This window comes from Pseudomonas psychrophila HA-4 (assembly GCF_000282975.1).
In the GTDB taxonomy this organism is placed as follows: Bacteria; Pseudomonadota; Gammaproteobacteria; order Pseudomonadales; family Pseudomonadaceae; genus Aquipseudomonas; species Aquipseudomonas psychrophila_A.
The window spans coordinates 91,067-103,765 of sequence record NZ_ALJC01000050.1 but is presented as its reverse complement, the minus strand read 5'-3'; the positions used below and the strand labels follow the sequence as shown (position 1 = coordinate 103,765).

The following is a 12,699-nucleotide window of genomic DNA, read 5'->3' as shown; positions in this document are numbered from 1 at the left end:
CAAGCGGTGTATCAGAAACTCACATCAACCTTGGTCCATAACGTACGGCCCGGTTCGTTGATGGCGGTCGGGTCGTTCGATGGGTAGCCGTACCCCGCGTTGCCCGCCATGTTCAGGTGCTCGCTGTAGTTTTTGTCGAGGAGGTTGTCGACCCCGGCGCTGACCTTGAGGTTTTTGTTAATGCGGTACGCGCCGTTCAATGAGAACACGCCAAAACCTGCGCTCTTGCCGTAGTCCTTGCCGACCACGTTGCCTGCGTTACGGTCGATTCGGTCCTGACGCGCAACCACCCGCCATAAGGCGCCAGCGCTCCAGTCGTCTTCGCTGTACGTGAGGCCGAGGCGAGTGTCCAGCGGTGGCATTTGTGGCAGGGCTTTGCCATGCGTGGTGTTTTTGCCCCAGGCGTAGGCCAAGGTCGCGTCGGCTTTCCAACGGGAAGTCAGCTGATACGCCGCCCCCAACTCGCCGCCCATGATGCGGGCATTGATGTTTTGCGCCTGGGACGAGGTTTGGGTGTAGTCAAACAAGATGTAGTCGTGCACCACGCCTGCGTAGGCCGATACCCAGGCTTCGAGGTCTTGGGTTTTGTATTGCAGGCCGACGTCGAGCTGGGTGGTTTTTTCGGGCTTGATCGCGTCGAACGCGTTCACCGAACCCGCCGGGCCGGAGTTGGGCGAAAACAGCTCCCAGTAATCCGGGAAACGCTGCACATGGCCTAAACCGGCGTAGAACGTGGCCGGGCTGTCTGCCAGATCATGCTCATAGCGTACAAAGCCGCTGGGCAGCGTGTCGGCGCGGGTTTTGTCTTGGGTGGGATTGGGTTTGCTCATCATCCCCGAGCCCAGTCGGGCACGAAAATCTTTGGCTGACGCGCGATCCAGGCGGGCGCCGGTAATCACCCGATCACGCTCGGCGGCGTACCAGGTCAGTTCGCCAAAGGCACCGTAGTTGTGGAAGTCGGCGTCCTTGCTCCAGTTCTGGTCCTTGTAGGTGTTGATGCCCATGCCTGAGCGGGTGCGGTGCTCGTTGGTCTGTGCATCAATGCCGCTGATCAATTGCACATCCGCCCAGCGCCAAGTCGCCTTGATGCGGGCGCCGAGGGTGCGGCGGTCGACGTTGGCTGCCATGGGGCCTGCCATCATGCCGGTGCCGGACGGGGTGCGCAGGGTGTAGTTGTCCATCACGTGGTCGGCGTAGTTGTAGTAAACCTGTGCTTGGAGCGTGTCGAGCACCTCGCCGATATTGGATTTTTCAAAGCGCAGGCCAAGGCTTTCGCGCTTGTATTGGCTGCCGTCCATGCCGCGTCCGGCCGAGCGGGCTTCGCCATCGCCTTTGCCAGCGGTGAGTTCGAGCAGGGTGTCGGCATCTGGGGTCCAGCCGAGGGCCACGTCGCCGTTCCATTTGTCGTAGCGCGAGGGCACGGTGTCGCCATTGCCGTCTTTGTAATCATCAGAATGGGCGGTGTTACCAATCACTCGTACGTAACCCAGCGGGCCACCGGCAGCGGCATCGAGGGTCTTGTCGAAGCGCCCGTTGGAGCCTGCCAGCACGCTGGCATTGACCCGAGTGCCCAGTTCACCAAAGTGCTCGGGCTCGCGTTCAAACAGCACCGTACCTGCCGAAGCACCCGGGCCCCATAGCACGGTTTGCGGGCCTTTGATCACGGTGAGTTTGTCGTAAGTTTCGGGGGCGATGTAGGACGTCGGTGTGTCCATGCGGCCAGGGCAGGCGCCCAGCATCTGGCCGCCGTTGGTGAGGATGTTGAGCCGCGAGCCAAACATGCCGCGCAAGATCGGCTCGCCGTTGGTACCGCCATTACGAATCAGGGCGAAGCCGGGAATGGTTTTCAAGTAATCGCCGCCATCGCTGGCGGGTACAGGCTGACGCGGGTCTTTAGGGTTAGTGACGAGGGTTAGTGGCGAGCTGGGGGCGACTGCGGTGATCACCAGCGGGCTGATTTCATTGGCGTGCGCTGCGTGCTCGTCAACCGTCTCGGCAGCTAGGGCTGCGGGTGCCAGTAAGGCACAGCACAGTGTACTCAGGGCAAATGGGAACACCGCTTGGGCGTGAGGCAAACGGGAGGCAGCAGTAAAGCGGGACATAAGCATTCCATTATTTAAGCGAAAACAACACGGCCAACGCCCTGCGGCTGTCTAAAGCAGCGCCTGCAGGTCGGCCGGGGTTAGGGTTGTTTGTGGGGGAGGGCTTAAACGAATGCGGGTGGGGCGCGGGAGCGGGCGCCAGGGAAGATCGGTTGTTGTGCATGGCCCAGCCGCGTGTGCAGCGACAAATACCTTTTGGGGCGTGGCGCATTCAGCAGGGTGATATCCGCGGTATGGGGCAGCGCCGGGCAACTGAACAGCAAGGTGCAGTAGCCGCATTTTTCCCACAGGGCGTGGTGGTCGGCAGTCGGCTTTTGATGGTCCGCATGTTCGCCGTGCGCGGGCATGTCCATGCTCATGTCCATTGGCATAGACATGGACATGGAGCCGTGATGATCCATCGGCACCGCTTGAGAAATCAGCGGGCCGATAAAAATCATCAGCATGGCAAACAGGCTCAACCAACTGCCGCGAGTCTGCGACATGGAGTGCCTGGCGCGAGGGGCGCGCACCGGGTTCAAAAACCGTGGTCGTTAATGCGCGTGCTGGTGTTCCATGCTGTCTTCAGGCGCCTGTTTTTGCACCGAGACTTCAACCGGTACCGCGCCAGCTTTCTCAAAGTGCAGGGTCAGCGGGAAGCGTTTGCCATCTTGCAACAGGCTGCGGTCTTTAATGTCGACCAGCATCACGTGGTACGCCATCGGCCCGAAGGTCACCGTGGCACCGGGCGCCACGACGACGTCGGTGACCGGTTGCATCTTCATCAGATCGCCCTGCATCACGTGTTGGTGCAGCTCGGCGCCCCCGGCAATCGGGGTGTCGGCGCTGAGCAGGCGGTCAGTGGTACTGCCTGTGTTGTGGATCACAAAATACGCGGCCACGGTCGGCGCGTTGGGCGGTAGCTCTTGCGACCATGGGTGAGTGATTTGCAGGTCGCCGCTTTTGTATTCATGGGCGTTGGCAAAGCAGGCAAGCAACAACAAAGCCGCCGCAATAACGGCGTGCTTGAACAGTGACAGGTTCAACATGGTCATTCTCCGAAAAGATTCAGGCGCAAAAAGGTTGCGAGGATGAATCAGGCCAGAGGCGAAGCGCGGGGGTTAAGGCTCGGCCATTGCTGGCGCGGGGTGGGCCGTTTGAGGTGATCGGGGACCTGACTGTGGCCACGTTCGATGGCCGCAAAATACAACGAAGGGATATGCGCCGGTAATGCCACCAGCGGAGCCGCCCCCGAACAGCACCAGCAGTGCTGCATGGCGGAGTGATCGTCGGGTTGCGTGTCGCTCGCTTCAAACTTGCCCAGCGACACTGCCACCATCTTGGTGCCTGTCGAGGTGCAAAAGCTGCTCATCATGAACTGCTCGACGGGGCCTTCACTCGATTGCGCCATTGCCCCGGAAAACGACATGGCGAGCATGTTGAACAGCACTGCAAAGCAGGCGATCCAAGCAAATGCAAACCGTTGTCGGGACATGATTAATTCCGTAGTGGAGCGATCAAGGCGGCTATTTAGCCTGAATCAACGGTGTAAGTAAAAAGGCCGTGCGTGTGGCGAAATGTCGCGCTGTATCAGTGGTGATGGTGTCACGCCGCTGTGGCGTGGAGTTTAAGCCCCAATGCTTTCATGACTTTGATGATAGTTGTGAACTCAGGGTTGCCTGTGCTGCCTAGTGCTTTGTAGAGACTCTCGCGTCCCAGCCCTGAGTTACGTGCAACTTGGCTCATGCCTTGGGCACGGGCAATATCGTTGAGCGCTGCGCGGATCAAGCTACCATCACCTTGATCCTCCTCAAAACAAGCGTCCAGGTAAGCCGCCATGTCTTCAGGTGTTTTAAGGTAATCAGCAGTATCAAAGCGGATATTTTTTTCGGTCATGGTTTAGTCCTCACTGCCCAGTGTCTGCACCATATTTTTTGCGCGTTTTATGTCTCGCGCTTGGCCAATTTTGTCTTTCAGTGTGCTTAGCCACTGAGCGAACTCATGTGTTTGTTCGAAATTAATCATGTGGTGAACGTATCTCGAAGGATACATTATTGCCAGCGGTTACACATTCACAAATATCTTTGCCTGTTAATTGCCGCCAACACCTCTCCAACCGTCCCAAAAGTCCGATCAACCTCAGGCAACGCCGGTCGTTTGAGAATCAGCACCGGCACCCCGCGCTCACGGGCGACTTGCAGTTTGGGTTCGGTGGCGCTGCTGCCGCTGTTTTTGCTGATTAGGACGTCGATGTTGCGTTGGTCAAAAAGTGTACGTTCTTCTTCGATCAGGAAGGGACCGCGGGCGCCAATAACCTCGCAACGCGCATTGCCGGGGTACATGTCCAAGGCGCGCAAGGTCCAGAACTGGCTCTCGGGGATTTCATCCAGGTGCTCCAGCGGTTCTCGCCCAAGCGTGAACAGCGGGCGGCGAAATGCTTGCAGGGCGTCGACCAGTTCGCTCCAGTTAGCCACTTCGCGCCAGTCATCGTCCGCCTGCGCGACCCACGCCGGGCGGCGCAACGCCCAGCACGGGACGCCGCTGAGGGTTGCTGCACGGGCTGCGTTCTGGCTGATTTGCGCGGCGTAGGGGTGAGTGGCGTCGAGCACCAGGTCGATGCGCTGTTCGTGGATGTACTGCGCCAGCCCTTCGGCGCCACCATAACCGCCGACCCGTACTTCGCAGTGTAAGTCGGTGGGTACGCGGCCCACGCCGGCCAAACTGTAGACGTGTTGCGGGCCCAGCGTGCGGGCGATGGCCAGGGCTTCGGTGACGCCGCCCAGCAGTAAAATTCGCTTCATGCAAACTCTCCGGCATGGCCGACAACCGCGCCTTGGCGGTCAATGGCAAAGACTTCAACCTGCACCGACGCGGGGACCACGCTGCGTGCGAAATTCAGGGCGTGCTGGCACACCGCGTCACCCAAGGCGACACCTTGTGCGCTGCACATCGCCAAGGCCTGCTGGCTGGTGTTGGCCTCACGGATGGCCTGTTGTAACGCGGCATCGGCGCCGAGAGCAGCGGCCCAATCGGCCAACTGCGGCAAGTCGATGCTGGAATGGCGACTGTGTAAATCCATGTGCCCAGCCGCCAACTTGCTAATTTTTCCAAAGCCGCCGCAGATGCTCAACGTCTCTACAGGAACTTTGCGCAGGTGCTTGAGCACGGCGCCGACAAAGTCGCCCATTTCGATCAGGGCGATTTCCGGCAGGCCGTAGACACGGCGCATGGTGTCTTCGCTGGCATTGCCGGTGCAGGCGGCAATGTGCAGGTAGCCGTTGGTTTTGGCCACGTCGATGCCCTGGTGGATCGAGGCGATGTAGGCCGCGCAGGAAAACGGGCGGACGATGCCGCTGGTGCCCAGAATCGACAGTCCACCGAGAATCCCTAAACGCGGGTTCATGGTTTTCAACGCCAGCGCTGCGCCGTCCTGCACATTCACGGTCACTTCAAATCCGCCGTTGTAGTGGTGTTCGGCAGCCAGTTGCAGCAAGTGTTCGGTCATCATTTTGCGCGGTACCGGGTTGATCGCCGGTTCGCCCACGGGCAACACCAGGCCGGGACGGGTCACAGTGCCAACGCCTTGGCCTGCGACGAACACGATGCCCGCGTCGGGCAGCAGGCGAACACGCGAGTACAGCAGCGCGCCATGGGTCACGTCCGGGTCGTCGCCCGCGTCCTTGAGGGTGCCTGCCTCGGCGCCATCGGCCTGCGTGCGGCAGAATTCGAGGCGCATGGTCACCACTTTGCCCTTGGGCAAGGTGATTTCCACGGCGTCATGGCTGACACCGCTGAGCAAAAGGCGAGCGGCAGCCAAGCTGGTGGCCGTAGCGCAACTGCCGGTGGTGAGGCCGCTGCGCAAGGGCGCGGGTTGTTCGGCGGTTTCGTCACGCATCGAAGGGTTTGGTCATATCGAGAAGAGTAATGGGCAACGCCTGACGCCAGGTGTCGAATTCGCCCAGCGGCTGAGCCTGGGCTATATGGACGCGTGTGAGCTCGCCGCCGTGGCGGTCCCGCCAGTTCATCAACAGCATTTCGCTTTGCAGGGTCACGGCATTGGCAACCAGCCGTCCGCCGGGCTTGAGTTGCTGCCAGCAGGTGTCGAGCACGCCTTCGCGGGTGACGCCGCCGCCGATAAAAATGGCGTCCGGGCGCTCTAGACCTTCCAGCGCGTGCGGTGCCTTGCCGCGGATCAATTGCAGGCCCGGCACGCCCAGCGTGTCACGGTTGTGTTCGATCAATTGCTGGCGGCCTTCGTCAGCTTCAATGGCCAAGGTGCGGCAGCTTGGGTAGGTACGCATCCATTCAATGCCAATCGAGCCGCTGCCCGCGCCCACGTCCCACAGCAGTTGCCCCGGCAAGGGCGCGAGGCGGGCGAGGGTGATGGCGCGTACATCGCGTTTGGTCAGTTGACCGTCGTGCTTGAAGGCGCTGTCCGGCAAGCCGCCGACGCGGGACAACGGCTGTGCATGGGCGGTGGCGATACATTCAATGGCAATTAGGTTCAAGGCTGCGATGGGCGGGTCGCTCCAGTCATCGGCACTGGCGTCGACGCGTCGTTCAGCCGGGCCGCCCAAATGTTCGAGGACACCCATACGGCTCGGGCCAAAGCCGCGTTGGCGTAAAAGCGCCGCGACGGCAGCCGGGCTGCTGCCGTCATTACTCAGCACCAGCAAGCGTGCGCCGCTGTGCAGATGAGCATTGAGCGCAGCAACAGGGCGGGCGACAACTGACAGCGTGGTCACGTCTTGCAGGGCCCAGCCCAAACGCGCAGCGGCCAGTGAGAAGGATGAGGGCGAGGGCAACACGTGCATCTCGGCGTTCTCGACGATGCGCGCCAGGCTTGCGCCGACGCCGAACAGCATCGGGTCGCCGCTGGCCAGCACGCACACCGGCTTACCGCGCAACGCCAGCACGGGAGCCAAAGAAAAGGGGCTTGGCCATGCTAGACGTTCGGCACGGATACACACGGGCAGCAAATCCAGTTGGCGTTTCCCGCCAAACACACAGGTCGCGTTCAACAAGGCGTGCCGGGCAGTTTTGCCCAAGCCGCTGAAGCCGTCTTCACCGATTCCCACAATTGTTAGCCAGGGCGACATGCCAGTCCTCTTTAAATACAGCGGGGTGTCCATCCGGGAGGGGGTATGAGCCGGAGCGGATAAAGGCCGCATGATAGCGCGCCTTGACCCGCATAGGCCCTGCGCCTGGGGCCTGATTGATAGATGGCATGACCCTAACTATGTAGCTCCTTGCAATAAAACAGATGGCGTAGCGTTCAACCCATCGGCGGGTGGCCGCAATGGGTGCCCATTACCTTTTGCGAGATCAACATGAATGCGACTGCTTTAGCGTTTTATGTCGCCCAGGCCTTGCACGACACCTACATCAAACGCTTGAGCCAAGCGCAATCTGCTGGTGTCATCACTGGCGAGGAGCAACGCCGTCTACTTACGGTTTTAGAGCCTGATCGACGCAGGGCAGAGCTTCACGTCTATCACCCGCTCTTGTCTCGTCAACAGGGGCGGTCAGTACCCTGTGTCGGGGCTTTGATCGTGGGTCAAAACCAGCAACTGGACGGTGTGGTCTACGTTTTCACTCTCTGGGGCATGTTTGAGCGTTACCCCACCCAGCGGGATCTGCGCTTCGCACTGCAAACGCAAATGGATGATCCGGCTCTCAATAACGAGTGGCTACGGTTTTGCCCCGTTCAATGGCGCCCTCTTTTAACTGAAGCAGGGTTATTGACGCTTAGCCTCAGTGAGGTTTCAACCCCTGTCATGGCGAGTGCCAGTCAGGCGCTGGAGAACTTCTTACGCGTTTGTCAGGAGCAGGTCCTGGAACGCTTGAGTAACCTAACGACGCTGCGTTCGGACATTGATATTTACTTGATGACTGCGATGCTGCGCGAGTTGCCAGGGCCACAGGTGCCAGTTGCGAACATTCAGGTGCGCAGTACTCGGTTGGGCCAACACCCTTTGCGTGAAGGGGATGTGATGACTAGCAGTTTGAGCGCAACAGCGATGGATTATTTTCTTAAGGGCAGGTTCCCGGCGCAGTACAGTCGCGAATACCTCGGGGTATCGAGCGAGGCCGTGGCTCTCCCCGCCAGCGAGCTTGAACAGTGCTTTACGCGTGTGATGGCTAATGCCACTGAAAACTTACCCGAGCGCTTGCAAGCTTCTTTGCAGAGCCAATGGCTTGTGCTCCCATTTGCGCAGTTAGAACTTCAGGGCTACTGCGCTACCCGGCAAAGGGATATTTTTTTCCACGACATGCTTCAGGCTCGCCATGACGAGCAAATAACCCAACAGCAGTTCAGTCAATTGCAGCAGGTGCTCTGGGGCACTAATAGCGATAACCAGATGAAGGCCACCCGGCTGGCAGTATTTGATCCCTATCGCGGACCGGTGGATTTGTGTGGTTTGTTCTGCCTGTTTTTGCCGGGGCAGAATGCTCCGGTTTTCTTGTTTGGCGGGGCAGAGGGGCTTGTGCAGTACGAGACGCGGGCACGGTTAAAATCGGCAGTGTTGTCAGCACTTAGATCACCCACAGCCTACGGTTTCATCGCGCGCCACGCACCCTTGGACCAGCACGAGTTATTGGCTGGCATGCTCGAATTGCGGTTGAGCGTCGAGCTGATTGATACGAATCCGTTTGACGATGTGTTGCAATCGATTGCTAAAAAACAAATCAGTGATTTCGGGTTTTTACTGAGGCAATTCAAGGCAGGGCGCATTGGGCTGGCGGCTGTGGATCATGCGCTGGATGTGCGCGAGCTGGTTGATCGTAACCTGTTGACCCTCAGCAACCAGAGTCGCTGGAGCACTCGCTTTGTCCCCACCGACCATGGGCTAACTTTGTCACCGCGCAGCAGCGCAGATCAGGCCGACTTGTTGAGCCTAAAACTGCCCCAGATCGACGCCCAATTGAAGAGTCTGTTACGTCAGTGGCCCACGGTGCGAACCTTTGCGGCCGCTCGGCTGCACTCGGTGCTTGTTGCAAGTGGGCAGGTACAGCTGGACGCGTCACGTCTGAGGGTTCAAGTTTTTGATCGGGAACCTCAGCCAGAGTTAGCCCCTGTACGCACTCTGACGCTGGTAGATGCACTGCTCGAACGTGTGACAGGTTATTTACCGTTGCCGCTCAATCTCGCGCTGACTCAGGTGGCGGTGCAGTCCTTGAGCAATGATGAGCTCAAACCCCTCAGAAGCCTGGCGGGTACAAAATTGCTTAACGTCTTGGAGCAGGCTGCGCGCTCTTTTGAGCAACAGCTTGAACAGCATCAAAGGGCGTTTTTTTTCGCCCCGTTCTCATCCCTGAACCCCAGTGCATTGGTTGACCGGCTCAGCACGTTAAGAATGGTGATGTTGCGTGCCGAACTGCGGCTGATACGTCTTGAAGGCCGTCTCCAGACCGCTGATCGGGAGGTACTCAACAGGGTGTTGGATTACCCGGTTGGTGAACAACGCCCGGCGCTGGATCAATTTGTGCCTGATGTGTTTGGCGTGATTGTGTCGTTCGACGCGGGTATCAGTTCGCTGGATATTGCTAATTGTTTGCTGATTACTCAGCGCGGCGGGCTTGAGTCGGCCAACGCGGGCAGGGCGATATTCTGGAGCCCGGCGATGGGCTTCGAGAGCTTTGCCTCGCTGGATGAATGCAAGACTCAGTTGGAAGCCCGCATAATCAGCAAGGTATTGCGCTGGGACGTGTTGGCGCAGACCAAAGCTGGCGACCAGGCGCCTATCAGCCTTTATCTGGACGGTGGTGGTCAACGTAAGCCGGGCGGGCAAAATGGCTGGCTGTATTTTGAGCGCCTAGAGCAAGACTTCACACGGCTGAGCCAGAGCACCGTGCTGAACATGGGGCTCGCGGATGCCCTGACTTTGTGTCGCACTGCGAAACGAATACCGTTGTCGGCGCAGGGTTTCGAAAACAGTTTTCGCAGCGCGTTACTGGTTAGAGAGGCTGGAGTGAATCTGGCTCGAGTCATTGAGATGGCACATCTTCAACTGTTTAACGCTTCTCTACCGGATTGGTTGAGGTCGGCAAGCCCGGCCGAACAAATGACCTACGCGCACGTGTTGCAGCGTTATCAGCAAGCCGCACAGCCGCAGCACAACTACCTGCATGACATCCCAGAAATGGCGGTCTATGCCAACGCCGTGCTCACCGCACGCCTGGACCTCGATTATCCGGGGCAGGGGTTGGACCCTGATCTCATTGAGATTGTGGTCGACACTTACCTCGCCGCGCCTGTTCCGGTGGGCAGTGTGCCGTCTTTTATACCGGCGGCGGCCACCCACAGTGTTCAATCATTGAGTGAGTTCGTGTTGAACGGACTTCATCTTTTAAACGAGGGCGTGATGTTCGTGCGTCTGCGCGACAACGGTTCGTTACCCGTTGCCTTGAATGCGGTGTATGTGCGCCGACTTACCCGTGAGCTTGATCTGGGCCAGCACTATCGCACGCTTCTGGAAACCAAACTGGCGCCCGGTAAAGAGGGCGTGGCCTTGCGCCAACAACAGTTTGCCGAGCAATTGGCGGTCCAAGTGATTGAGCAGGCATTGAAAGAGAAGCTGCAAAACCCGGGCTTTGAGACGGCCTATCACTGCTTGTGCCATGTGATGGACATGCCCGATGGCACGGCACGAGAAGCCTTGAACGGTGTCACTGTCATCGCCCGCCCGTTTCAATTGATTGCCGAGCCGGGCGTCGACCCAGACCCGGTGCAGGGGGTCTATATCATCGGCCCTGCGGACCCTTTGGCAGGGCCGCAGATTATGTGGATCAACTACAGCAAGCGTTTCACTTTTAAGTCTTATGCCAATGAAGCAGCCTTGCTTGGGGCTCTGCACACTGATGCGCAACTTGGGGTAGAAATACTGCAACGCATCGCGCCTTATGACCGTAAAACCTATGACCGTGGCGGCTTTGCAGAACCCCACCTAGCGCGTTACGTGGATGCTTCGTTGAACTGGTTTTTGCTCAAGCCGGCGCCCCCCACTCTGGCGCAGTCACCGATCATGGGTAACCTGTTTATTGAGATGTACAAAGACAACTACAAATCGCTGCTGGACATGGCTGCGGCGCAGGCCGAATCCACGGCGCAGGCCGATTGGGAGTCGTTCAAGTATCTGATGTCGCTAATCATCACCAGTGCCCTGATGCTTTTACCGGGCAGGCTGAGTATTCCACTGGCTGTCTGGCAGTCGCTCGGCTGGTTGCGTCAAGGGGTTGAGGCGGCAAAAAGAGGTGAGTGGGGAGAATCAGTGACCGAATTTGCAACGATGCTGATCTTGATCGCCAGCGGCGCCGGTGCTTTGCGTCCCGCTTCCAGCATTAAGTTGCTAGCGCCTCCTGTGGTTGAAAGCGGTATACGGGTGCGCCTGACCCCTGAACAAAGTGCTGGACTACAGCCCTTTCAAGCCCATGAAGTGAACCTGCAGGACTTGCATAAGGAACCTGGCACACAGTTGCATCGCGACCCGCGTTCCGGGCTGCGTTATGTCCATCTGGCGGGGCGGCTGTTTTCGGTTGAGCCGTGGCGCGAACGCTGGCGTATTTACATCGGCGCCGAGCGTGAAGGCCCGCTGGTTAAACTCAATGGGCAAAATGTTTGGGAGCTGGACCTCAAGGAACCGCTGCCCGGTGGCGGGCCGCTGCTCTCGGCCACTGCAGCATTGGGGGGGCGTATCTCCCATGACATACAGGCAACAGGAATGGAGAGCATCCAGCGGCACTTTCCGGAAAAAGCGCTGATTATTCGTGAGGCTCATGCCCACGCGCTGTCGTACCTGCAGCGGTGTCAGAACGCTCTGCACACCTTGAATGAGCCTAGTGCCGAAAGTGTGGGGCATCGTCACCTGCTGCAAACATTCTTTGAGGTAAGCAGTATTAATCAACCCCTGCTTGATCGCCTCAACCAAACCGTTGAGCCAATGTTGACCCGGTTTTTACACCCCGACCTGTCACCCCATACGTCAAACAAATACCTGGTGTGCCGCTCGCGCTTCAACGACAAATCCATTGCGTGGATACATCGTTGGGACTCGCAGCATCGCATCTACCTGAGTGATCGCTTTTTCAATACCTTGTTTGAATCACCAGAGGCCTTAAGCCAACCTTTTATCAAGCCCACGGTGCCGCCTTTTCCGGTCAATGCGCATTACCGATCATCTTTCCTGCTGCACGAAATCAGCCATCTGGTGCTCAATACCGAAGACATCAACTACTTAAACCCTGGCTTTCCCTATGATGATTTATTGGATGAAAATACCGCGTTCGGCGAACGGCTGAAGTCGTTCAACCAGATCGTCCAGGAATGCCATTCGCCCCACATCCTGCAAGACAATCTGTTTCAGCAATTAGATCCCGTTGACCTGACCTGGTCAGATATTGCCAGTGGCCCCGGTAAAGCTCGGATTAAACAGATCGCTGGCGTCCAGACCTTGGAACAAGCCAGGCCAATATTTGTAAACAACCCCGAAAAGCGGATCGAAATGATGTTGGCCAATGCCGATACGGTGGCGTTGTTGATCACTCAATTGGGCAGAGAACACCCGGTTGTGCCTGCGGTGCCCGACAAACCGTAGGCTGCCATGACGCATAAACGGCC

General features: G+C 58.4%; 9 protein-coding genes. 1 reads left to right on the top strand and 8 read right to left on the bottom strand.

Annotated elements, in window-relative coordinates; all coding sequences use genetic code 11:
- Positions 1 to 11: 11 nt before the first annotated feature.
- The 8 genes from B347_RS0106095 to B347_RS0106055 form a co-directional block, all read right to left on the bottom strand.
- Entirely contained in the window at positions 12 to 2,102 is a 2,091-nt protein-coding gene (locus B347_RS0106095; RefSeq protein ID WP_019408817.1) for a TonB-dependent copper receptor, read from the bottom strand.
- 104 nt (positions 2,103 to 2,206) lie between these two features.
- A complete protein-coding gene (locus tag B347_RS0106090; protein WP_019408816.1) occupies positions 2,207 to 2,587 on the bottom strand; it encodes a DUF2946 domain-containing protein in 381 nt (126 codons plus the stop codon).
- A 48-nt stretch (positions 2,588 to 2,635) separates the two neighbouring features.
- Complete coding sequence (locus B347_RS0106085; protein WP_019408815.1) at positions 2,636 to 3,130, bottom strand: copper chaperone PCu(A)C; 495 nt, start codon at positions 3,128 to 3,130, stop codon at positions 2,636 to 2,638.
- A gap of 47 nt (positions 3,131 to 3,177) precedes the next feature.
- Positions 3,178 to 3,576 (bottom strand): DUF2946 domain-containing protein, encoded by a 399-nt coding sequence (locus tag B347_RS0106080; RefSeq protein ID WP_019408814.1) that lies wholly within the window; start codon positions 3,574 to 3,576, stop codon positions 3,178 to 3,180.
- A gap of 110 nt (positions 3,577 to 3,686) precedes the next feature.
- Entirely contained in the window at positions 3,687 to 3,977 is a 291-nt protein-coding gene (locus B347_RS0106075) for an addiction module antidote protein (protein WP_019408813.1), read from the bottom strand.
- A 176-nt stretch (positions 3,978 to 4,153) separates the two neighbouring features.
- Positions 4,154 to 4,882: a cobalt-precorrin-6A reductase gene (locus B347_RS0106065; protein ID WP_019408811.1), complete on the bottom strand. Its 729-nt coding sequence runs from the start codon at positions 4,880 to 4,882 to the stop codon at positions 4,154 to 4,156.
- On the bottom strand, positions 4,879 to 5,976 hold the full coding sequence (locus B347_RS0106060) for a cobalt-precorrin-5B (C(1))-methyltransferase (RefSeq protein WP_019408810.1): 1,098 nt from the start codon (positions 5,974 to 5,976) through the stop codon (positions 4,879 to 4,881). The genes B347_RS0106065 and B347_RS0106060 overlap by 4 nt, the downstream gene beginning before the upstream one ends.
- Positions 5,969 to 7,180 (bottom strand): bifunctional cobalt-precorrin-7 (C(5))-methyltransferase/cobalt-precorrin-6B (C(15))-methyltransferase, encoded by a 1,212-nt coding sequence (locus B347_RS0106055; protein ID WP_019408809.1) that lies wholly within the window; start codon positions 7,178 to 7,180, stop codon positions 5,969 to 5,971. Before B347_RS0106055 ends, B347_RS0106060 begins: the two co-directional genes overlap by 8 nt.
- Before the next feature lie 231 nt (positions 7,181 to 7,411).
- On the opposite strand from B347_RS0106055, the gene B347_RS0106050 reads away from it, so the two are divergent.
- A complete protein-coding gene (locus tag B347_RS0106050) occupies positions 7,412 to 12,676 on the top strand; it encodes a dermonecrotic toxin domain-containing protein (protein ID WP_019408808.1) in 5,265 nt (1,754 codons plus the stop codon).
- The last annotated feature ends 23 nt before the right edge of the window (positions 12,677 to 12,699 follow it).

What these genes read in the sequence shown, in the direction of transcription:
- B347_RS0106055 (WP_019408809.1), bottom strand. Translation starts at nt 7,180, where the DNA reads ATGTCGCCCTGGCTAACAATTGTGGGAATCGGTGAAGACGGCTTCAGC.
- B347_RS0106050 (WP_019408808.1), top strand. Translation starts at nt 7,412, where the DNA reads ATGAATGCGACTGCTTTAGCGTTTTATGTCGCCCAGGCCTTGCACGAC.
- B347_RS0106085 (WP_019408815.1), bottom strand. Translation starts at nt 3,130, where the DNA reads ATGTTGAACCTGTCACTGTTCAAGCACGCCGTTATTGCGGCGGCTTTG.
- B347_RS0106065 (WP_019408811.1), bottom strand. Translation starts at nt 4,882, where the DNA reads ATGAAGCGAATTTTACTGCTGGGCGGCGTCACCGAAGCCCTGGCCATC.
- B347_RS0106095 (WP_019408817.1), bottom strand. Translation starts at nt 2,102, where the DNA reads ATGTCCCGCTTTACTGCTGCCTCCCGTTTGCCTCACGCCCAAGCGGTG.
- B347_RS0106060 (WP_019408810.1), bottom strand. Translation starts at nt 5,976, where the DNA reads ATGCGTGACGAAACCGCCGAACAACCCGCGCCCTTGCGCAGCGGCCTC.
- B347_RS0106090 (WP_019408816.1), bottom strand. Translation starts at nt 2,587, where the DNA reads ATGTCGCAGACTCGCGGCAGTTGGTTGAGCCTGTTTGCCATGCTGATG.
- B347_RS0106080 (WP_019408814.1), bottom strand. Translation starts at nt 3,576, where the DNA reads ATGTCCCGACAACGGTTTGCATTTGCTTGGATCGCCTGCTTTGCAGTG.
- B347_RS0106075 (WP_019408813.1), bottom strand. Translation starts at nt 3,977, where the DNA reads ATGACCGAAAAAAATATCCGCTTTGATACTGCTGATTACCTTAAAACA.